This window comes from Lysinibacillus sp. FN11 (assembly GCF_024628845.1).
Classification (GTDB): Bacteria; Bacillota; Bacilli; order Bacillales_A; family Planococcaceae; genus Lysinibacillus; species Lysinibacillus capsici.
The window spans coordinates 1017733-1041220 of record NZ_CP102383.1; the positions used below are offsets into that span (position 1 = coordinate 1017733).

Annotated in this window: 22 protein-coding genes and 2 pseudogenes; 23 read left to right on the top strand and 1 reads right to left on the bottom strand. The window is 33.9% G+C overall.

Features of this window, described 5'->3' with window-relative positions; genetic code table 11:
• Positions 1–8 precede the first annotated feature (8 nt).
• The 4 genes from NP781_RS05195 to NP781_RS05210 all read left to right on the top strand — a co-directional run bounded on the left by NP781_RS05195 (position 9) and on the right by NP781_RS05210 (position 3364).
• Positions 9–713 carry a demethylmenaquinone methyltransferase gene (locus NP781_RS05195; RefSeq protein WP_004232623.1) on the top strand — a complete coding sequence of 235 codons (705 nt, stop codon included), beginning with the start codon at positions 9–11 and terminating at the stop codon, positions 711–713.
• A 19-nt stretch (positions 714–732) separates the two neighbouring features.
• Positions 733–1707 (top strand): heptaprenyl diphosphate synthase component II, encoded by a 975-nt coding sequence (gene hepT, locus NP781_RS05200; protein ID WP_221680600.1) that lies wholly within the window; start codon positions 733–735, stop codon positions 1705–1707.
• Between the two features lie 86 nt (positions 1708–1793).
• Complete coding sequence (gene ndk, locus NP781_RS05205; protein ID WP_004232627.1) at positions 1794–2210, top strand: nucleoside-diphosphate kinase; 417 nt, start codon at positions 1794–1796, stop codon at positions 2208–2210.
• Between the two features lie 116 nt (positions 2211–2326).
• Complete coding sequence (locus NP781_RS05210) at positions 2327–3364, top strand: tyrosine-type recombinase/integrase (protein ID WP_257521632.1); 1038 nt, start codon at positions 2327–2329, stop codon at positions 3362–3364.
• A 151-nt stretch (positions 3365–3515) separates the two neighbouring features.
• Here NP781_RS05210 and NP781_RS05215 read toward each other — a convergent pair whose 3' ends face one another.
• On the bottom strand, positions 3516–3860 hold the full coding sequence (locus NP781_RS05215) for a helix-turn-helix transcriptional regulator (RefSeq protein ID WP_257521633.1): 345 nt from the start codon (positions 3858–3860) through the stop codon (positions 3516–3518).
• A gap of 136 nt (positions 3861–3996) precedes the next feature.
• On the opposite strand from NP781_RS05215, the gene NP781_RS05220 reads away from it, so the two are divergent.
• The 19 genes and pseudogenes from NP781_RS05220 (at position 3997) to aroC (ending at position 23488) form a co-directional block, all read left to right on the top strand.
• Positions 3997–4164, top strand: coding sequence for a hypothetical protein (locus tag NP781_RS05220; RefSeq protein ID WP_257521634.1), 168 nt, complete (start codon positions 3997–3999; stop codon positions 4162–4164).
• A gap of 85 nt (positions 4165–4249) precedes the next feature.
• On the top strand, positions 4250–4846 hold the full coding sequence (locus NP781_RS05225; protein WP_257521635.1) for a hypothetical protein: 597 nt from the start codon (positions 4250–4252) through the stop codon (positions 4844–4846).
• A gap of 496 nt (positions 4847–5342) precedes the next feature.
• Positions 5343–6218, top strand: a complete 876-nt coding sequence (locus NP781_RS05230; protein WP_257521636.1) for a hypothetical protein — start codon at positions 5343–5345, stop codon at positions 6216–6218.
• Between the two features lie 59 nt (positions 6219–6277).
• A complete protein-coding gene (locus NP781_RS05235) occupies positions 6278–6664 on the top strand; it encodes a toxin C-terminal domain-containing protein (protein WP_257521637.1) in 387 nt (128 codons plus the stop codon).
• 459 nt (positions 6665–7123) lie between these two features.
• Positions 7124–8295: pseudogene (locus tag NP781_RS05240) on the top strand (IS256-like element IS256 family transposase).
• Between the two features lie 932 nt (positions 8296–9227).
• Entirely contained in the window at positions 9228–10424 is a 1197-nt protein-coding gene (locus tag NP781_RS05245) for a hypothetical protein (RefSeq protein ID WP_257521638.1), read from the top strand.
• 427 nt (positions 10425–10851) lie between these two features.
• Positions 10852–11772, top strand: coding sequence for a rhoptry family protein (locus NP781_RS05250; RefSeq protein WP_257521639.1), 921 nt, complete (start codon positions 10852–10854; stop codon positions 11770–11772).
• Positions 11773–11922: 150 nt separating this feature from the next.
• On the top strand, positions 11923–12843 hold the full coding sequence (locus NP781_RS05255; protein WP_257521640.1) for an HNH endonuclease: 921 nt from the start codon (positions 11923–11925) through the stop codon (positions 12841–12843).
• A 172-nt stretch (positions 12844–13015) separates the two neighbouring features.
• The gene (locus NP781_RS05260; protein WP_257521641.1) at positions 13016–14500 is read left to right on the top strand and encodes an FRG domain-containing protein; all 1485 of its coding nucleotides are present in this window, start codon (positions 13016–13018) and stop codon (positions 14498–14500) included.
• 73 nt (positions 14501–14573) lie between these two features.
• Positions 14574–15002, top strand: a complete 429-nt coding sequence (locus tag NP781_RS05265) for a hypothetical protein (protein WP_257521642.1) — start codon at positions 14574–14576, stop codon at positions 15000–15002.
• Positions 15003–15167: 165 nt separating this feature from the next.
• Positions 15168–15494 carry a nucleoside triphosphate pyrophosphohydrolase gene (locus NP781_RS05270; protein ID WP_257521643.1) on the top strand — a complete coding sequence of 109 codons (327 nt, stop codon included), beginning with the start codon at positions 15168–15170 and terminating at the stop codon, positions 15492–15494.
• Positions 15495–15517: 23 nt separating this feature from the next.
• A complete protein-coding gene (locus NP781_RS05275) occupies positions 15518–16570 on the top strand; it encodes an HNH endonuclease domain-containing protein (protein WP_257521644.1) in 1053 nt (350 codons plus the stop codon).
• Positions 16571–16835: 265 nt separating this feature from the next.
• A pseudogene (locus NP781_RS25595) lies at positions 16836–16958 on the top strand (nucleoside-diphosphate kinase); the annotation flags it as partial.
• A 225-nt stretch (positions 16959–17183) separates the two neighbouring features.
• The gene (locus NP781_RS05285; protein ID WP_257521645.1) at positions 17184–18332 is read left to right on the top strand and encodes a thiolase family protein; all 1149 of its coding nucleotides are present in this window, start codon (positions 17184–17186) and stop codon (positions 18330–18332) included.
• A gap of 15 nt (positions 18333–18347) precedes the next feature.
• Entirely contained in the window at positions 18348–19115 is a 768-nt protein-coding gene (locus NP781_RS05290; protein ID WP_257521646.1) for a 3-hydroxyacyl-CoA dehydrogenase, read from the top strand.
• A gap of 70 nt (positions 19116–19185) precedes the next feature.
• A complete protein-coding gene (locus NP781_RS05295) occupies positions 19186–20811 on the top strand; it encodes a long-chain fatty acid--CoA ligase (RefSeq protein ID WP_257521647.1) in 1626 nt (541 codons plus the stop codon).
• 125 nt (positions 20812–20936) lie between these two features.
• A complete protein-coding gene (locus tag NP781_RS05300; protein WP_004232641.1) occupies positions 20937–21167 on the top strand; it encodes a hypothetical protein in 231 nt (76 codons plus the stop codon).
• Between the two features lie 84 nt (positions 21168–21251).
• Complete coding sequence (locus NP781_RS05305) at positions 21252–22025, top strand: CheR family methyltransferase (protein ID WP_004232643.1); 774 nt, start codon at positions 21252–21254, stop codon at positions 22023–22025.
• A 281-nt stretch (positions 22026–22306) separates the two neighbouring features.
• The gene (aroC, locus tag NP781_RS05310; protein ID WP_257521648.1) at positions 22307–23488 is read left to right on the top strand and encodes a chorismate synthase; all 1182 of its coding nucleotides are present in this window, start codon (positions 22307–22309) and stop codon (positions 23486–23488) included.

A 23488-nucleotide genomic window follows, 5' to 3' on the forward strand; every position in this document is an offset into this window, starting at 1 on the left:
TTTTCAAAATGGCTAAAACGAAAGAAGAACACGTTCACGAAGTATTTGAAAGTATTTCGGAAAACTACGATAAAATGAATGGTGTAATTAGTTTCCAGATGCATGTTGGCTGGCGTAACGATACGATGAAGCACATGGCTGTAAAACCTGGATCAAAAGCACTTGATGTATGCTGTGGCACCGCAGACTGGACAATCGCATTGGCAGAGGCTGTTGGTGAAAGTGGAGAAGTAAAAGGGCTAGACTTTAGTCAAAACATGCTGAAAGTTGGCGAAAAAAAGGTAGAGCCATACCCACAAATTGAACTAGTTCATGGAAATGCGATGGAGTTGCCTTTTCCAGATGATACGTTTGATTATGTGACAATCGGCTTTGGTCTTCGCAATGTACCTGATTATTTACAAGTTTTGAAGGAAATGCATCGTGTTGTTAAACCAGGTGGAATGGTGGTTTGTTTAGAAACATCTCAATCTGAAATTCCTGGTTATCGTCAGTTGTTCCGTTTTTATTTTAAATATATAATGCCGATATTTGGTAAAATATTTGCGAAAAGCTATAAGGAGTATTCTTGGCTTCAAGAATCTGCGAATGATTTCCCAGGTATGAAAAGGTTAGCGGCATTGTTTGAGCAGGCAGGATTAGAAAAAGTAACGTACAAAGCATACAGTGGCGGGGCTGCGGCAATGCATATGGGCTTTAAAAAGATACGTTAATGGGGGAAGGTTTTCACACGTGGAAAAAATGAAGTTAAAACTACTCTATTCCGATTTGAAATCAGATATCGAAATCATTGAACAAGAGTTAGAAAAAGCGGTGGACTCGTCTTCATATTTGATCAACGATGCTTCTCTCCATTTATTACAAGCTGGTGGCAAACGGATAAGACCAATTTTTGTGTTACTAGGCGCAAAATTTGGTGATTATGACATTGAGAAGATGAAGGATGTAGCAGTACCTTTAGAACTCATTCATATGGCATCGCTTGTACATGATGATGTCATTGACGACTCCAATATGCGAAGAGGGCGCCCGACTGTCAAATCACAGTGGAATAACAGGGTAGCAATGTACACAGGCGATTTTATTTTCGCACGTGCGCTGGAATATATAACAAAGTTAGAAGACCCACTTGTACATCAAATTTTAGCCCGTACGATGGTGGAGATTTGTAACGGTGAAGTCATTCAAATTGAAGATAAATTTAGATTAGATCAAGGTTTAAAAGATTATTTTAGAAGAATCAAACGCAAAACAGCATTACTTATTTCCTCAAGCTGTGAGCTAGGAGCTGTGGCAGCGGGGGTTGATAGTAAAACAGTTCGGCATTTAAAGCGCTTCGGCTACTTTGTAGGCATGAGCTTTCAAATTATCGATGATGTTTTAGATATTATGGCAACCGATAAAGAACTAGGGAAGCCGGCAGGTAGTGACTTACTACAGGGGAATATTACTTTACCGATTTTATTATTGAAAGATGATCCCGAGATGCAACCATACTTAGTTAAAGTGTTTGCAGGCACGTTAACAGAATCGGAACGTCAAAATATGTTGCAATATGTGCGTAAATCCCATGCAATTGAGCAAGCTAATCGTATGAGTGATAAATATTTGAAAAAAGCCTTACAGGAAATTGATGCTTTACCAAAACATCCCGTTAAGAAAAAATTACGTGATGTAGCATTGTTCATGGGTAAGCGCAAATTCTAGCTTTTTGTTGTACAAAAGCTCATTTTTTGTTAATATTTATCGGTAGGTGTAAAACCTGTTAGACGAATTTAAGGAGTGTTTTAAACATGGCAATTGAACAAACTTTTTTAATGGTTAAGCCTGACGGCGTTGAACGTCAAGTAATTGGAGACATCGTTGATCGTTTCGAACGTCGCGGTTTTGTAATGAAAGGTGCTAAATTAATGGTAATTCCTAAAGAATTAGCAGAAAAGCACTATGCTGAGCATGCTGAGCGTCCATTCTTCGGTGAATTAGTTGATTTCATCACTTCTGGTCCTGTATTCGCTATGGTATGGGAAGGCGAGAACGTAATCAAGCTTGCTCGTACAATGATGGGTGCAACAAAACCTGAAGAATCTAACCCAGGTACAATCCGTGGTGACTACGCAACAACTGTTTCTCACAACATCATCCACGGTTCTGACTCTCTTGCTTCTGCAGAGCGCGAAATCGGCTTATTCTTCGGTGAAGATTTAGTTTAATTCGTGAATACAAGAAGCGTAGCGAAAATAACTACGAATAGAACTCAATAAAAAAATCATCTATTTTTCCGATGTAACTTTTACCTTCTAACAAAAAATGTTAGGGGGTTTTTTATTTGTCAAAATCATTCAATAAAGTTAACACAAACATTGATTTAAGCTTATTGACTATCAAAACTGAAAAAGAACCAAAGAAAGAAATGGTGACAAAAATCAATAACTCAATAGTTAAAATGGATACTTATGATGAATTGGACAACAGAAATATTGCCATTAAACACGCCATACAAATTTTAAATAAACAATGGCGACTAAACGGATTAAGACCAAGGACAATTGATAGTTACAACTATAATTTTAAGCGATTTGTTGAAGTTACTAAAGTTGAATATCTCCATGAAATCAACAATGAAAAAATTTATCAATATTTATCAAGTTTCAAAAATGCAAAGGACACATCTCTACATGGTCGTTTAAAGCAAATTAAAGCCGTTTTAAGCAAGTGTCACGATAATGGTTGGTATAACTCAAAGTTTTGGACAAACATCAAAATAAAAGTAAATACAAGCGTTAAGGAAGCTACTACGGAAAGAGAACTGGCACTTTTGTTATCACTTTTGGATAAATCAACGTATTCGGGATTACGTGATAGTATAGGAATTTTACTTTTATACAAAACAGGTATTCGAATTAAAACATTGGGAGCGTTGAGAGAACAGAATATTGATTTTGAAAATATGCTTTTGAAATTACAAGGAGAGATAATGAAATCGCATAGACCATTGATTCTCCCTTTAGATGATGAAATGTGTACTTTATTAAGAGAATTGATTTCAATAAACGATGATGTCAGGAAGGAGCATAGAGAAAAGAATGATTATATTTTTCTTTCAAACATAGGCATACCAATTTCAAATACAGTTTCACCGTCCAATTTAATTGCAAAAAATTTATGGGTGTACAGTAAAAAGTGGAATTTAAAGAACATTAACCCTCACTCTATTAGAAGATTGTATGCCCAGAATTTGGTGAAACGTGGAGCGGATATAAACTTAGTATCTCATGCTTTAGCACATTCTGATTTATCGACAACTACAAGGTATTTAGGGTTAGATGTTGATACAGTAGCAAAAAATTTACGTGATTTTTTATAACCGATACTTCTTCTCAGATTTAGTTAAAAGTCGTATACAAGCCAATGATAGCTAAAAGTTTATGTTTACAAAGCCCGCTTCTAAAACTACTTATATATGTGTCTAAATGAGATGAAAAATAGGGCTACTAATGATAGCCCTATTCCTTGGTTTATTTATTTTTCCTATTATTTTGGATTTTCAGTAGCTCATCAATTTGTTTTAACACAAATTCTTGATACTCAGGATTTAACTCTTTGAAAATTGTCATAGCCATTTCAAATTTAGTATCAGCAGGGCTTTTAAACATCTCACCTTCACCAGTGTTTAGCCAATTTTCATTCACATTGAAAGTGATACAAATCAATCTGATGATGCGGTCATTTACCTTTCGATGCTCTAATTCAATGCCTGCTATATGACTATTGGATATTGAAATAGCTTTAGCAAATTTGGCTTGCGATAAATTCAGTTCAGTTCGTACTTGTTTAACACGTTGATTGATAGTAATAGACAATAGATATCACCTCGTTAGTATTCAAAATATCATATATTCACTCACATTGAAAGTAAATATAAATAAAATGAAGTTGAATTACTCTCTATGTAATTATATAATACTCTCATAAGGCGTGATGAATGGGAGGGGTTTCATGGAAAACGAAGACCAATACAAGCAACTAGAGTCCAGCTTTAAAAGGTTAGATGAAGAAGGAAAGCGTTATATACTTGGTATTTTACAGGCACTAGAGTTTGCCCAAACGAATCAAGTTGTGGGTGTAACCAAGCCTAAGAAAAAAGATGGCGAGAAAGAAGATTGATGGTACATATACAGCTATATGAGTGTTTGTCTTAATTGAAGCGGGTCATAGGGTTTTCAATAATGAAAATTACAGGAGGGGAATAATGTTAAAAAAATTAGGAGTTCTATTATTACTAGGTGCGACATTAACAGGGTGTGAAGGTGCGACTATTGATGAAGATAGTAATATTATCGAGGTTGCCGAGAAAGAAAATGATTATACGGTTGTGCCAGAAGGTGAAAGAGAAGATAAGGCGAATACTGAAACCATTGATACAATAACACAAACAGCTATAGATTATAATAGTGTCGATTATACATTAAGTTATATAGATTTTATGAAAGAAGTAACAGAATCTATTCTTGTTAATGAAGAAACAATAACTAATATGAGTAAGAGTATTAATGAAAACCCACAAATTATCAACGACAGTAAATTTAGAACTACTGTTAGTGAATTAGTGGATGTAATGAACAAGGTTCATTTGATTGTAGTAGAAACTACACCTCCAGATGCGTTTAAAACCTATCATTCACTAATGTTAGGCTCACTAGAAGAATATAGTAAAGGTGCAAAGCTGTTCGAGGATGGTATCTTAAATGGTAAATCAGAACTAGTTGGTGAATCCTTAGAAAACTTTGTTATAGCTATAAAACTCTATAATGAAGCGTCCAACGAACTAGTTAGAGTTTCTAAGTAATAACTTTTATAATCTAGCTGTAATTCAATTTAATTATAAAGCGATATGATACTCTGTGCTTTTCAAATAAACAAAGTTTAAGCTCATCTGTAAGCTGAAAAAAGAGTCTGTCAGCCACGCAAATGTATGAAAAATACGTCACGTGCGATATTGAATAAGTAATGTTAATAGAGATATTTTATGCGTGTGAGTAGTACGGGGTTATTAATGACCAAATACGTTGATTTATATATCAAAAGACACGGTAGCACATCCGCCCCTACACATAGTTAGCAAGATTAAAGCGTCAAAGTACATTTTCTTGTATTTGATGCTTCTTTTATTTTACAATGTGTAATCTTAGTCACAGCCCTTTAAGGGAGTGAAAATAACAAAAAGTTAGAATAAATGAATCTTTACCATTTTATAGATGGTATTTTATTGTAAGTTGTTTAGATATTTTTTATAATTTAAATAAAATTAATCTTATATTTGAGAGAATTGAGGTGTGAATAAGATGGGGAAGGAACGTAATAAAAAACTATTCAAGCAATATGAACTAAATGAACTGTTGGAATTTCAAAGCTCCTTTAGGGAATTTGTTAATGAAATGATGATTGATATCTCTTCGTTAACTAACATGATCTCAGAGGTTGATAACAGTAATTTAAAACTGTTGAGGGATAATTTATCTGAAATATCTAATGCTTTAATTAAAACTCAATTAGAATTAGATAAAATAGAAGGGCTTGAAAAAACATATATTGAAAATATGTGCAATTTGATTGGTTCAGGTATAGATAATTTATGGTTTATAGATGAAGAAATCTTATTAAATTTATTAGATTTATACAGTATTAATGAAAAGTTTGTATTTGATGAGAAATTTGTCATCAAATACATTAATGAAAATTTTGATACGTACATAGAACCAATTATAAATTCAGCTATTTTTAGTGGTCAAAAGAGTATTCTTGACGAAGCAGTAAGACTCTATAAGTGCCAGAATTATAGTTTAGTTTTATTTCCTCTTTTTGCATCTTTTGATAATTTATTCACAAGATGGATTAAGGGAAAAGTTGAGGAATATAATAATTTCGATAAAATATTTGTAAAAGCATTGGGAGGGAAATTAAGGAAAATTCAAGACAAATATCATCCAATTCAGACTTTAAATCTTGATGATTCAACCAGATTTACTATTGCTATGGCGTATCCTATATTATTTAATCCTGATCCTACAGAGAAAGAGCGGAGATTAAACAGGAATAGCATCATGCATGGAAGTCATGATTATGAAAGTGTAACTAAAGAAGATTGTATGAAATTATTTGTACTATTAAGGTTGGCTTTAGATGCTATAAAATATGAACCAATTAAATTGTATCACTAGACGAAGAAAATTATAAAATGAAGATTTTTTTTGCTTGAAGGGAGAGAATTAAAAAGCAAATGTATCATCAACCAATTAATAAAGTGCTAAATAGCATAATTAAAATTTCAAAAATTTTAGATGTTTTCTTAATTAAAATTACAAGGTTAAAATTTCTTTTTAACAAGTTGCTATTCACTACTATATTACAACCTCAAGTTAAAGAAACTACACAATCTCTAAGAAATCAGGAAATAAATGATTTAGCAAAATACTTAGGGTTTACAAGAACTAATGAGAAGGTAAAAGGGCAATTTGTATATACTGATGGGAGGTTTTTCATTGTACATGATCTAGATTCTCATATAGGGGGTGTTTGGAAGATGGCTAGGACTCCTGATGATTTACGAAGTAAAAAAACGAGATTAGGTACGTATGACCCTTTATTAACTTTGATGGGAGATTGAGTATTATTAAATATACATGGAGAATTACAAAGTATAATCCTAATTTTAGAAACAGGTGTGGTGACTATTCAAATAACGAATGGACATCATTTTCTGATCTCTATAAATCTGTAACTTTTAGAGAGTATTTAGCTGTAGAGAGTATGTACGTAAATGTAATATCAAAATTTATGGAGTACTTAAGTTTATCGCATCTAAAAGTGGAAGACTTAGAAAAAAACGATATTTCCTTTCTAGATAATCCAGAAATATATTATAATCGATTTCCTTATATACAAAGAAATGATTATATATATGAAATTGTAGAATCCCTAAATGAAGGGATGAAACTTTCAAATAATAAAGTGCGTTTAGTTAGGATAAAGTCCGTATAATTGTGTAAAAGTAAAAAGGCCATATAACAGTCCTTTTACGGTACAATGTTTTTAACGACAAAAACATACCCAGGAGGACTTTTACATGACCCAAGTACATTTTACACTGAAAAGCGAAGAGATTCAAAGCATTATTGAATATTCTGTAAAGGATGACGTTTCTAAAAATATTTTAACAACGGTATTTAATCAACTAATGGAAAATCAACGAACAGAATATATTCAAGCAAAAGAATATGAACGAACAGAAAACCGACAAAGTCAACGAAATGGCTATTATGAGCGCAGCTTTACGACACGTGTAGGCACGCTAGAATTAAAAGTACCCAGAACACGTGATGGCCATTTTTCACCCACAGTGTTTGAACGTTATCAACGAAACGAAAAAGCCCTCATGGCTTCAATGTTGGAAATGTATGTATCAGGCGTTTCAACTCGTAAAGTATCAAAAATTGTGGAAGAACTTTGTGGTAAATCCGTCTCTAAGTCCTTCGTTTCTAGCTTAACAGAACAGCTAGAACCTATGGTTAACGAGTGGCAGAATCGTTTATTATCAGAAAAAAATTATCCTTACTTAATGACCGATGTACTCTATATAAAAGTACGAGAAGAAAATCGAGTACTCTCAAAAAGCTGTCATATAGCGATTGGAATAACCAAAGATGGCGACCGTGAAATTATCGGCTTCATGATTCAAAGTGGCGAAAGCGAAGAGACCTGGACAACATTTTTTGAATACCTAAAAGAACGCGGTTTACAAGGTACGGAACTCGTTATTTCTGATGCGCACAAAGGATTAGTCTCTGCCATTAGAAAATCCTTCACCAACGTAAGTTGGCAAAGATGCCAAGTTCACTTCCTAAGAAATATCTTTACCACCATTCCTAAAAAAATTCAAAATCTTTCAGAGAAGCTGTTAAAGGAATTTTTAAGTTCACAGATATTAACTTAGCGCGTGAGGCTAAAAATCGATTGATTCATGATTATATCGATCAACCAAAATATTCAAAAGCTTGCGCATCATTGGATGATGGATTCGAAGACGCCTTTCAATATACCGTACAAGGAAATTCCCACAATCGACTAAAGAGTACCAATCTAATTGAACGACTGAATCAAGAAGTACGCAGAAGAGAAAAGATTATTCGCATCTTCCCCAATCAAACATCAGCCAATCGCTTAATTGGAGCCGTTCTTATGGACCTACATGATGAATGGATTTATTCTTCAAGAAAATACATCAATTTTGATAAGTAGAAATGGTAAAAACATTGTATAGCATTTTACACAGGAGTCTGGACTTGACTTTAGTTAGTAGACTAATTCTTCGGGATATTATATGGTGTAAATTAGTCTCTGACACAAAATTATTTGTTCATTTTGGTTTTGATTATTACATGTACATCGGTTCAAATGAAAATTGCACTCCTGTAATTAATTGGATTGAAGAGAAGACACAGTTATTCGTGGAAGATTATAAGTCACCATATTTAGAAGATGAGTTTGGACAGAATGATATAAATAAAATTTAATATTGAGAAATAATGTGAAGACTACTTAATAAATGAATAATGGGTCTATATATTGTGTATATGCTATTTGGTTAATTATCCTATAAGTACGTACATAAATGTTCTTTAAAGGGTCAATGTATAATTTAATGTCCCAGATGCTTCTTACAGTCGATGCATTTCCTTCGCCAGTTAGTAAATAAAATTGTAATTTTATCAATAAAGGGGAAATTCATTTTAGAAAAAATGAATAATAAAGGTTATTGAAAAAACTGCTAATAAAGCGGTTTTTTTATTACTTTATATTAAGGTATTTTACTCTCAATTTATAATGTATGTAGCATACTAAGTTGGAATAAAGTATAAAAAAGTGATATAATAATATAGTAATCAAGATATTGATTACATGCTAAAAACACCAAACACCAAACACCAAACACCAAACACCAAACACCAAACACCAAACACCAAACACCAAACACCAAACACCAAACACCAATTTTAATTACGCCGTTTTGGTACTTTTTCGGCGAGGCTTTAACAAGCGGTTTTTGCTTGTTAAAGGATGGTGATAAAAAGTACGTATGTTAATTAAGGTAAAGGTATTCACCAATAATAAAATAATAATTATATTATGCGTAATTATCTTTACCTTAATGGTTAAAGGAGAATGGAGAAATGGTAAAATTAGTTTTAGCGAAAAAGGAAGCAGTAGAATTATTCGGGTCGGAGGATTGCAAGAGACATTTTTTGAAATATGGAAAATTCACAAACAAGGATATTGAAATATCCTTAATTAATGAAATGAAAAGATATTACGATACAGTTGAGAGTGTAAAACCAGCAAAAGGTCGTGGTTATGTTTATGAGCTTAGTGGCGAGAAAGATGAACCTACACCAAAAGAAGATGGAAGAATAAGCAATGGTGCATGGAGCAATCCATACATAAAGAACATGGATATTATGGTTGTTTCTGTTTTAGAACAAGGGTTAGTAGAAGAAACAGCGCAAACTTTGAGTAAATGGTGCTTTGATTTTGGATTAATATCTTTAAAGATATATGAATTATTACCTGCTAAATACAATCAACATTTTAAAGAACAATGTTTACAAGAATTAAAGGAAAACAACATTATTAGTGAAGGTGAAGATAGAATATTAAACGATTTTATATATCAATTAAAAACTTTACAAAGTCAATTAGCAGGTACATTGAAAAGAATGCAGAAAGCTAATCTAATCGAATATTACTCTGTACCAAAAGGATATGTTGAAGAAGATGATAAAACAATCAATTTGCATGAAAGTACAGTTAAGAAAATACTAACACTTCAAAGAGAGTTGATGGAACGCTATAATGTAAGCGATTGGTATTTAAATACATTTTACAATTCATCAAGATCTCGGGAATATCGCGATGAATGGAAAAAAGGGTTAGCGCTAATCACAGATGAAAATGAGAATATTATTGGCCTAAGTTATTGGTATAAGACATACGCAATTATTTTAAAAGCGCGAAAGAAGAAAATTATACATTATTTAGAAAAATACAATATGGGTGTTATTGAGCAATTCAAAAAAGACACGCAAGTATTTATAGAAGAAAATGAAAATAAGTTTCATAAAAATAGACATGATTATGTTGTGAGTGAAGCACAAAAGAGAGAAGACAATTTTCTAAGTGAAAAAATAAAAGTAATTGAATTAGACAAATCTGTTAAGGAAATCTACGATTCAAATACGAGAGAAGTAAAATATTATAACAAAAGACAAGATTATACATATGATGAAAAATATTATGCTTTATACTTTGATAGATTGTACACACAACGAATTAAAGAATTACAGGAATACTATGGACACACTTTTAAATAAAATGATTGTATCGTGTAGAACAAAAATATGAGGTCTTGTAATTTTTGATTAACCTTATATAAAACACAAAAACATATAATGTAAATCAAGCATTTCAACAAAAAGTAAGAAAAGTGAAACCTCATTTATAATATAATGGGGTTTCTTTAAATTGAAGGTCTACTATCTACACGATCAGGTTAAATAGTTAGCTACGTGTGAATGTGCTAATAAATCCTCTCAGTAGAGGTGTTTTTCAAGTATGATATGTCGTGTGATATACATGTAAAAATATAATAGGGGTTTTGATAAAATGATATGTACCAACATATGGAGCAATGTATTAAATTAATAAAATGGCATTATATTGGATTAAAGTTATAATATAGTTAAGAAGAATAATGAGAATTAGCGTTTATAGCAAAAAAAGTTTGAAGGAGTTCTTTATATGGAAATTAAAGTATCAGTTTTAGCTATTCAGGCTTTAAAAGAAGCACTTTGTAACATCTATTGGTTTAAAAGTGATCTAAAAAGTTTTCTTGCAAATTGTATATCTGAGAGATCTATTGTACATATGGTGAATTGGGAGAATAATCCTAAAAGACAAACAGTTTCTGATATTATAGATGAGCTTATGGTTGACCAAGAGAAGCATTTAGGATCGATTAGGAAATTACTTTATGAAGTATCTAATATGGATAATTTTAGACATCTAGAACAACTTGAAGATGGTAAGAAAAAAGCAGATAAGGCAAGAATAGCTGTATCAGATCTAAAGAACTTGATTGAAGAACATGATAAAAAGTTAAAGAAAGAAAAAGAGATTGTAAATAATCGAATTATAAATCATGCGAAGATTAGAGAGAAAAAAGCAATAATAACACAGTTAGATGAAATTAAAAGCAGATATTCAAAGTTAGTTATTTCAAAAGAATATCAAAAGAGAGGTTTTGAGTTAGAGAAAATACTTTATGACATCTTTGCATTGTTCGACCTTGATCCTAAGGCCTCCTTTAGAAACATTGGTGAGCAAATTGATGGTGCATTTACGCTGGAGGGTACAGATTATTTATTTGAAGCAAAATGGCAAAGTTATTATGTAAATGCATCAGATTTGGATGCTTTTTCAGGGAAGATTGGAAGAAAATTAGATAATACATTAGGTTTGTTTCTATCTATAAATGGTTTTTCGGAGGAGGCAGTAAAGATATATTCTTCTGGAAGAAGCTCTATATTATTAATGGATGGAAGGGATCTCTTAGCGGTATTAGAAAATCAAATAGATCTTAAAACGTTAATGGTAAGAAAGAGACGCCATGCTTCTCAAACTGGAAATATATACTTAACTGTAAGCGAAATTTTAAACTAATTTTACCTTGTATACATATAGAGCAATGATGGACTTATTAATAGTATTAAATCCATAAAGTTTCTTCTAATACTTGGTAGCAGTACAACTCCTGTAAGCTTTAATAAGATTAACTTAAAATAGTGCAGAACAAACCGGAAGGATAATTAGATGAATTATTATATTGTAATGCAAGGGCGCACCTATTTAGAAGAGAAAGAAGCGGGCATTATTTGGTCACCGCAAAAAGATAAATCTGGTAAAGTACCACACTCATGGGATCGAATGAAAGAAATATTAAAAGGGGATTGTATATTTCATTATGTACGTGGAGACTTAGTTGCTATTAGTATCGCACAGTCAAATTATTATGAAGCTTCAAAACCAGGAGAAATGCAAAGTTATTTACAATGGGAAGATGCAGGTTATTTAGTAGACTTAAAATATCATGAGTTAGACATTCCGCTAAATATAAAAGCAAATTTTGATGTGATTTTACCGCTTCTACCTTTAAAGTATTCTCCTTTCCAGCAAGATGGAAAGGGAAATCAGGGTTATTTATACCCATGTAATGAAACACTCGCAATTAAGTTATTAGAATTGACTAGTGATTTAAATATTTATGAAGAAAATCAGGAGCAATTAGAGTTTGCAATTGGTTCTGTTGTAAGTAGAAAAAGTAATAAACTTGTACCAATCCTAGCTGAGACAGAAGCAGAAGCAAAAGTAAAAATTCGTAAAGGTCAGCAGAAATTTAAAGAAGCGTTAGCTCCTTTATGGAATCATCAATGTGCATTATGTGGTATTGATTTACCTGCAATGCTTAGAGCAAGTCATTCAAAGCCGTGGAAAGATAGCATACATGAAGAAAGATTAGATGCTTATAATGGTTTGTTGCTATGTTGTAACCACGACGCGTTATATGACAAAGGCTATATTGCATTTGATGGTACAGGTAAGATTCATATCTCAAAGCGAATTAATGAAGTGGATTATGTGAAATATGGTATTCACCCAAAAATGTTTGTAAATCGCTATGAGGAAAATAAGAAGTATTTTAAGTGGCATAAGAAGAATGTGTTCATCTTGTAATAATACAAAAAGAGAAGTGAAATTAATATGCTTCTCTTTTTGTATGTCATTAGATATATAACTATTTGAAGAATCATTTTAAGTTGTTATAATTGGAAGTATAATTATTGGTTATTTGAAAATTATTAGGAAGATTTATTGTGCTATAATAATAGGATTGAGGTATATTGTAATGAATAGATTTTACGTTAATAGTGAGAAAGATGTAAGTAAGATCTGCAATGAAATAGAGATCTTATTATATAAAAATGGATATATTTGTGTGGATGATTTTATTTCTTCTGAATCAATAGAGATAAAAAATATAATAAAAGAAGAATTGATTAGAAAGTATAGAGATAGTGATGCATATAATAAAAATATGTTGCTTAGTTTTATTGATAAATATAAAGATTTGAAAAATAAATATACGAAGAGTCAAACAAGTATTAATGAAGAGAAACTTATTTCAATCAAAAGAAAGTTAGTAAACCTAGATTTTGATTGCCAGAATATTACCCAAAAATTAGAAAATATGCACAAAGAGTTAAATGAAAATAATTTTAGAAGATTTTTCTTGGAAGATGTACATCAAGAAATTGAAAAAAGAAAAGACAGATTATACAGAAAAAATGAAGTTGAACGACTTGAGGAAAGATATAAAGAAATTGAAAGTTTAAATTCAGAACTCAATGATATTCTTTCACAAATAGATGATTTACAAATGAAAATTGAATTACATCATTCTCAAATAAATGATTTAACGGAAAAATTAAATGAATTAAGAGATACTAGAGAAATTTATATTGAAGAAGAGAGTAGATTAACTGCGATACTTTCTCAAGAAAAAGTAAGAGCTGATATAAATAAAAAATTAATTAGTGATTCTATGACAGAATTGTTGAATTATATAATATTTAGGATCACGATATATTCTGGGAAGTTATATATTCATAATGTTTTCAAATACAAATTAATATTTATCGAAGAGACTAGAAAAATACATGAGATTATTGAAAATGTAAATAAAGTAAACAATTATAACGATTCAAGAACTAACGAGAAATTGTTTGAGGAATTATTAACTAATATTAGTATAATGGAGGGTTATTTAAAATTTCCCTTTAAATATAAATACAATAATTATCAAACGATTACCCCGATATTAGAAAAATTTTTAGAGTATTATCGAGTTGCTATTAATAGGTCATTAAATAATAAGAATAGGGATGAATCACTGCTATTTTTCCGAGGGCATACTGATTCTAACTATTTGTCTATTCCAAGCGTATTCAGGAATCAAGGATTTATTGAAAATGAGCATATAATGTTTCATGAGATACAAGTAAGATGTTCAACAGAAATGGTTAATTCCAAAAGTTATTTAGAAAAATTAACCAGTATGCAACATTATTCTCTTCCAACTAGATTACTAGACGTTACATCAAGCGTGATGGTAGCATTATTTTTTGCTGTTGAACGGAATTTTGAAATTGACGGAGAATTGATAATTTATAATCTTTATAAGAATGAGTTGAAGTATTTTGATAGTGATACAGTGGAAATGTTATCAGCTCTATCAACTTTAAGTTATTCTGATAAACAGAATTTACTTCAAGATACTATAGAAGCAAGTATTAAACTAATTGTAAATTCTTTTCCTAAATCAAAAAAATAACGAGAAAGCTTTTCTGAAAAATTTATTAGAAGAAATGAATCTTATAATAATTCAATTTAATGAAAAATCCATAGTGAAGAAATTGAGTCATGAAATTCAAAAGCAAACACAAATAGTATTAAAGGAAATTAATCCAATAGATTTATTAGATGCCTGCTTTGTTAAACCTGTATTAAATAATAATAGAATAATTAGGCAACAAGGAGCTTTCATAGTAAATGGTTTATTTAATAATGGTAATGGAAATGATATGTATCGTGTCGCTGGCGAGGGTTATCAATCAAATGTAGATAATATTTTAAACTTGCTAGATGATGAGTTTAAACAATCTTTAAAAAAACATATCAGCTTTAATAAGGTAATTACGAAATATATTATACCCTCTGGCAAGAAAAAAATAATAAAAAAATGGTTACGTGATCTTAGCATGGATGAATCGGTAATTTATCCTGATTTTGAAAACATTGCTAGTTATCTAAAGGATGCTTATGGGACTAATTAAAACTTTAGTAGTGATATTTTTTTTTGTAGATTAATAAAAAAGGTGCTTATTAAAAGGTTCAAGTAAGCGCCTTTTTCTATGGTTAACTTCTGAAAAGAGCTATGAATTAGTTTGTAATTTAGTATAATGAGAAGAATGTGTATTCCACTATAAAGGAGAATGACAATGCCTGTATATAATAAGTTAGTACGAGATAAGATTTTAGAGATTATTGAAGCGGATGGATTAAAGTATAATGCAAGAATTTTAGAACCACAGGAGCTTCTAGTAGAAGTAAAATCAAAAATGATCGAGGAAGCTAAAGAGTTTCATGGAACAGATAATGTACAAGAAAGTATTGAAGAATTAGCAGATATTTTAGAATTAGTACATACAGCTATTAATGCATTAGGTGTAAGTTATGATGAACTGGAAGCGATTAGAGGACAGAAGAAGGCTAAACGTGGAGGATTTGAAAAGGCGATTTATTTAATTGATGTAGAGGATAAGTAACCTATTTTCAATGGAGTGTTTAGATGAATAATTACTTAGACAATGATAATACTTTGGAATCGAATTTTCGCTCGATATACTTATTTGGTAGAAATGTTGCAACTTATAAATTTGCGTTTGCTAAAACATTACTTGAATTAGGTGAGAGTAATAAAAGTTTTGTGAGTTTAGAAGAATTATCCCCTATATTTGCAAAGTACATGTTAGAGCATATTAGGGACGGGAAACGACAAATAACAAGTCAGTCATCTAAGTTTATTAGTGCCTTGAATTTATTTCATCAAAACCAAATTACGTGGGAACAATTACTTGAAGTTACTGAAAAAGTAGGGTTTAACAATGTGATAGATGCCTTTCATAACATTCCTAATGGTGAACTTGATAAAAATTTTTATGAGAAGTCCATACAAGGAAAGACTTTAGGAATTACGTTGACTGATAGTATATTTTTGTTGAACGGAAGCGCCCAAAAAATAAATATATTAAATGAAATTGAAGGTAGATGGAACTTAGTTGAAAACGCATGGACTGAACGAAATCCAAAACTAGAAGTTCAGTTTGATACAGACCTTGAGCAGTTTTTCTTTATAAAGCCTATGACACCACAGCAGTTCATGTTGTCTCATGAAAGAATAAATCTAACTTCTGCTAGAAAGCCATTAAACGGATATCAAAAGGGAAAATGCTTCTATTGCTACAAACCGATTTCAATTGAAAGTAACCAATTGAATACTTGTGACATAGACCATTTCGTACCGCTATCAACACAGTTCAACAGTACACATGATTTAGACTTAAATTGTGTTTGGAATCTAGTTCTAAGCTGTCAGGATTGCAATAGAGGTGAAGCTAATGGGAAGTTTGCTAGACTACCTGAAGACCCTCTTTTACAACGATTGTATAAGCGTAATGAGTATCTAATTGAAAGCAATCATCCGCTAAAAGAAACGATTATTATGCGAACAGGTAAAAATCCACAGCAAAGAGCAGATTTTTTAAAACTAATGTATAGACTTGCGGAGACCATAAGTAGAGCAAAGTGGAAACCTAAATTAGAGTATGACATTGGATTTTAAAATAGAGCAATGAAAAATATACAGGATGGTATGGTACTGCCTTTATAAAAATGTAAAGAGTCTAAAAGTTTACTTGCAAATAGATGACTTTATTATAGGGGGGATTTTTCCACTTCTACTTGCTAACATGGCTAAAAGTAATGTATAGTTACTAATTAATAGAAGGTAAAAGCTCGGTTCTAATTTAGTTTTTTTCGTTTATTTCAGAGAACCCATGATATTAGTGATTTCAGAGACAATAGTTAAAGACTATTTTCTTGGTAGTAACCCAGGTACAATCCGTGGTGACTACGCAACAACTGTTTCTCACAACATCATCCACGGTTCTGACTCTCTTGCTTCTGCAGAGCGCGAAATCGGCTTATTCTTCGGTGAAGATTTAGTTTAATGTCGAATAGATCAAGCAATCTCATTTTTTGAGATTGCTTTTTTATTGCGCAAAAAAGGAGAGGGATCATTCTGACGAATAATTTCTTACTAGATACATATAGAATTGTTAAAAACTTCTTACTCATGTACAATAAATAATGTAATATTCTGATAATTAAGTTAGGAATAGTTGAGTAGACTCGTCAATAAACTATGAGGATGACGAGGAAAAGGGGTAATGGACATGAGAGAAGTGGTGATTGTAGCAGCTGTGAGAACTGCTGTAGGTAGAAGTAAGGGCGCATTAAGTCAAGTTCGAGCAGATGATTTAGCAGCTGATGTATTACAGGAGGTTGTAAAGCGTGCAGGCATTGGTAAGGAACAAGTAGACGATGTCATTTTGGGGTGTGTGACGCAAACAGCTGAACAAGGCGCAAATATTGCGAGGACCTCTTTATTAATGGCTGGTTTCCCAGAGAGTGTGCCAGGAGTAACCATTGATCGTCAGTGTGGTTCAAGCCAACAAGCGGTGCACTTCGCAGCACAGGCAATTTTAGCGGGGGATATGGACATTGTCATTGCTGGTGGGGTAGAAAGTATGTCAAGAGTACCAATGGGCTCAAACATGCAACATGCCCATGCTAGTAACCGCTTACAGGAAAATTATGATATTATCCATCAAGGATTATCAGCAGAGAAAATCGCTTCCCAATGGTCTTTATCGAAAGAACAGCTAAATAGCTATGCTTATCAAAGCCATCAACGGGCGATTTCCGCCATTAGAGCGGGTCATTTCCAAGCTGAAATACTACCCATTCAAGTTCCACAAGAGGATGGCTCAGTGACAACATTTGCGGTAGATGAGGGTCCTCGTGCAGAAACTACCGTTGATATTTTAAATGGATTAAAAACCGTCTTTCAAGAGAATGGTGCGATTACTGCGGGCAATGCGAGCCAAATGAGTGATGGGGCCTCAGCTGTAGTTGTGATGGCTTTGGATAAAGCGAGAGAACTAGGCATTCAACCACTCGCTAAAATTGTGACAAGAGTGGTCGTGGGCTCTGATCCGACATTAATGCTAACTGGGCCAATCGAAGCTACTAAAAAAGCATTAAAACGGTCAGGTCTCAACATTGAGGATATCGACACATATGAGGTAAATGAAGCTTTTGCACCTGTACCGCTCGTATGGCTGCATGAAATAGGAGGAGACCCACAGAAGCTCAATCCTGATGGTGGAGCCATTGCACTGGGACATCCATTAGGGGCAACAGGTACGAAATTGTTAACGACCATGCTCTATCGAATGGAGCGAGAGAATTATCGTTACGGCTTGTTGGCGATTTGTGAGGGAATGGGAATGGCCAATGCCACGATCATTGAAAAAATGTAAAAGGGGATATGTCTGATGAAAGAACATGAAGTGGTGGCAGTCGTAACAGGGGGTGCCTCTGGTTTAGGAGAGGCAACCGTTCGGAAATTGGTAGGGCAGGGTGGCAAAGCAATTATTTTTGATGTCAATGATGAGCGTGGACAAGCTCTAGTGGAGGAATTAGGTCAAAATGTCCTTTATGCACGAGTGGACGTCACAAAGGAAGAAGACGTGGCGACGGGCCTTGAGCAGGCTATTTCAGCTTTTGGCAAGATCAATGTCGCAGTGAACTGTGCTGGTATAGCAGATGCGAGTAAAGTTATTTCGAAGGGTGGTATACATGCCCTTGGGTTATTTGAAAAAGTGATTGCTGTTAATTTAGTTGGCACGTTTAATGTCATCCGTCTAGTGGCAGATAAAATGCAACATAATGAGCCAAATGAAGATGGACAGCGTGGTGTCATTATTAATACCGCGTCTGTGGCAGCATTTGATGGGCAAATCGGACAAGCTGCTTATAGCGCGTCAAAAGGGGGCGTAGCAGCAATGACGTTGCCCATTGCAAGAGAGCTTGCGGAAATCGGTGTCCGAGTGATGACCATAGCGCCAGGATTAATTGAAACACCAATGTTTGCTTCGTTACCTGAGCCTGCACGAACAGCTCTTGCTCAAATGACACCATTCCCTAAACGACTTGGTAAACCTTCGGAATATGCTCTTTTGGTTGAAAGTATTATCCACAATGGCTTATTAAATGGAGAGGTCATTCGACTAGATGGTGCCATTCGAATGCAACCGAGGTAGCGTCAAAATCTAGTTCAAATAGTTTTTGTTTTGATTGTTTCTAAAATCGTAGATGAAGGGAAGCGGTATCATGCATATGATGGATACACCTTTATTATTAACAAGTTTTTTGAATCGCGCAGAACGATTTTTTCACTCAAAGAAAATCTATTCTCGAACAAGTGCCACTACTATTCACGAATTTACGTATAAAGAATATGTGAAACGGACTCGCCGATTAGCTGATGCTTTGACGAAACTAGGAATGGAGCAAGGAATGAAGGTTGGCACATTTGCTTGGAACCACCATCGCCATTTGGAAGCCTATTTTGCTGTACCATGTGCAGGAGCAGTATTGCATATGATTAATATTCGATTATCCCCCGAGCATATTGCCTATGTCATCAATCATGCCGAGGATGAAATATTATTAATAGATGATAATCTGGTGCCATTAATTGCACCGATCGTATCTCAGCTGAAAACGGTAAAGCATTTTATTATTATGGGTGATGCTGTTGCAGTAGAAACTTTACCGATTCCAAATGCTCTTTCCTATGAATCGCTACTTACGGAGGCAGATGAACATTTCACATTCCCAGAAGATCTAGATGAAAATACACCCGCAGGCATGTGCTATACAAGTGCAACGACGGGCATGCCAAAGGGAGTAGTCTATACACATCGCAGTATTGTACTTCATAGTTTAACAGCTGGTCTCGCTGACAGTATTGCGATTTGTGAGTCGGATGTGGTGTTACCTGTTGTACCAATGTTCCATGCGAATGCATGGGGATTACCATTTGCCAGTGTCGCATTTGGTTCTACACAGGTCTTACCGGGACCTATGTTTACACCACAGCTATTGCTTGAATTATTTGATGTATATAAAGTTACATTGACAGCAGGGGTACCGACTATATGGCTAGGCGTTCTACAGGAGCAGCGTCAAAATCCTCGTGACCTATCGTCTATGCGATTAATTGTTTGTGGAGGTTCTGCTTCACCAATTGGTCTTGTTCGAGGCTTTGAGCGAGAACTTAATATCCCGTACATGACAGGTTACGGTATGACAGAAACCTCACCACTTGTAAGCCTATCCACGTATTTAACACATATGCAGGACTATACGGCTGATGAAAAAATGAATGTTCGGATTACACAAGGTATGACAATGCCTCTTATTGATACAAGGATTGTCAATGAAAATGGTGAAGTACCTTGGGATGGCAAAACGATGGGAGAGCTTACGATTAGAGGTCCATGGATTGCCAACGAGTATTATCAGGATGAACGAACGGAAGAGGCCTTTAAAGACGGCTGGCTCTATACAGGCGATATTGCTGTGATGACAACAGATGGCTATATAAAAATCACTGACCGTACAAAGGATTTAATTAAGAGTGGTGGCGAATGGATTTCTTCAGTAGAGCTTGAAAATGCATTAATGTCACATCCAAAGGTCTTTGAGGCGGCTGTTATTGCCATTCCACATGAAAAGTGGTTGGAGCGACCATTAGCTTGTGTCGTAGCAAAGCCAGAGTTTAAGGATTCGATTACTAAAGAAGAGTTACTAGAGAGTCTACAGCACCAATTCCATAAAACATGGGTTCCTGATGATATTATCTTCATTGACGAAGTACCAAAAACGTCTGTAGGTAAATTCTTAAAGGCTAAATTACGAGAAGATTTAAAAGAGTATAGCATACAAGTCTAACGATAATGGATAGAATGAGGGTGGTGAAAATCTACCTTCATTTTTTATTGGAATAAATTCCTGAAAAATGAAACTATTTTTTCCATTTTGCCGTATAATCGTAATAACGAAAGGAAGTGAACGGATTGTCAATTGCCATTGTAGCGATAATTGGAGGCGTTATTATTTCTCTAGCTGGAATTTTTACAGACGCTCATACTAGACAACAAAAAATAAAACTGAAAGCTGTTGAAAAAGAAGTAGAATTAGAAAAGCTTAGGTTAGAAACTTATACGATTGAAACAGAAAAAATGAGACTTGAATTAGAACAGTCGAAAGTATTACTTTTAGAGGAAAAACAAAACGCAAGCAAGTAGATTTGTATGCATGAGAAAGACTATTTCAGGATTGGGACTTTTCCGCTATAATGGTAATACGACGCTAGAGGGGAAGATGACCATATGTCTGATTATGAACAGTTTATAGAAGGTATTAAGCGCAAAACAGGAATAGATTTAGCGTTATATAAAGAAGCGCAAATGAAAAGACGATTAACCTCTCTTTATGAGAAAAAGGGCTATCGTAATTTTGTAGACTTTCTAAAGGCACTCGAACAAGATCGAGATTTAATGAATGAATTCTTAGATCGTATGACGATCAATGTTTCTGAATTTTATCGCAACGGAAAGCGCTGGGAAGTATTACAAAAGAAAATATTTCCGAAACTTTTACAAACTAATAAGCGTTTAAAAATTTGGAGTGCTGCTTGTTCGACAGGAGAAGAACCATATTCATTAGTAATGGTATTATCTCAATTGGTGCCTTTATCTCAAATTCAAATTATTGCCACTGATTTAGATGAGAATGTAATACAAAAGGCGAAGTTAGGTGTCTACCCTGAACGCTCTTTAGCAGAGGTGCCAAGTGATATTAAAGCAAAGTATTTTGAACAAGAAGGCTCCTTCTATCGCGTGAAGGATGAGATTAAGCGTTGTGTAACCTTTAAGAAACATAATTTATTGAATGACTCTTATGACAGCAATTATGATTTAATTGTTTGTCGCAATGTCATGATTTATTTTACAGAAGAAGCGAAAGATCAAATTTATAATAATTTTAGTAAAGCACTGCGTAAGGATGGCGTTTTATTTGTTGGATCGACAGAGCAAATTTTTAATCCAGCACGTTATGAATTTGATGTAGAAGACACATTCTTCTATCGTAAAAATAATTAATAATATGGATGAAAAGCCTTGTACAAATGACACAATTGTACATAAAGTTGACCAAGCATTAAACATAGATAATTCATACGCTTTTCGCTTATCATAAGCAAAGGCGTATTTTTTATAAAATTTAGCTAGGTGTTTTTTATAACTTTCATTCAGAATATTCACATTTAGATCTATGAAAATGGTAACTACTTAAAAGACATTCGTAAAAGGACTGTTTTTTTAAAGAATATATGTTATAGTGAAAAATACATACTTTAGCGAGTTGAAGGGAGAAAGTGTTTATGCGTTACTTAACAGCAGGTGAGTCACACGGACCTCAATTAACGACAATTATTGAGGGTTTACCGTCACTCTTACCCATTACAGCAGAAAAAATTAATCACGATTTAAAACGTCGCCAAGGAGGTCATGGACGTGGGCGCCGCATGCAAATCGAAACAGATACAGTGGAGATTGTAGCTGGTGTTCGTCATGGTCAGACACTTGGATCTCCTGTTGCACTCGTTGTCACAAATGATGACTGGAAGCACTGGACTAAAATTATGGGAGCAGAGCCACTAGCTGATGATATCAATCCTGAAGATATCAAGCGTCAAATCTCACGTCCTCGACCAGGTCATGCAGATTTAGTCGGAGGCATGAAATATGGTCACCGAGATTTAAGGAATGTATTAGAGCGCTCCTCTGCGCGTGAAACAACTGTTCGTGTAGCAGTTGGGTCCGTAGCAAAGGCGTTACTTAATGAACTAGGCATTTCCATGGTTGCGCATGTTACAGAGATAGTGGGAATTAAAGCCGATACATCTTTAATAGAAGGAAAAACAACGGAAGAAATTCGTGCAATTGTCGAAGCAGATCCTTGCTACTGTGTAGATCCAATCGCCTCTGCGAAAATGGTTGAGGCAATTGATGAAGCGAAAAAAGCCGGCGATTCGATCGGTGGTGTTGTAGAAGTCATTGTAGAAGGCATGCCAGCAGGTGTAGGGTCTTATGTACATTATGATCGCAAGTTGGATGCGAAACTTGCTGCTGCTATGCTATCCATTAATGCATTTAAAGGAGTAGAATTTGGACTTGGCTTTGAAATGGCACGTCGAAAAGGTTCTGAAGTACACGATGAAATCATCTGGTCTGAAGAAGAAGGTTATACTCGTGCAACCAATCGACTTGGTGGCTTAGAAGGCGGTATGTCAACAGGTATGCCAATTGTTGTACGTGGTGTGATGAAGCCAATTCCTACTTTATATAAACCATTACAAAGTGTAGATATTGAAACAAAAGAGCCGTTTAAAGCGAGTGTTGAGCGCTCTGATAGCTGTGCAGTACCAGCAGCGTCTGTAGTTGCAGAACATGTTATTGCCTGGGAAATAGCGAATGCAATTTTAGAGCAATTCCATAGTGATCAACTACCACAATTACAAGCTCAAATTGACGAGCATCGTCAATATACAAAGGGGTTCTAA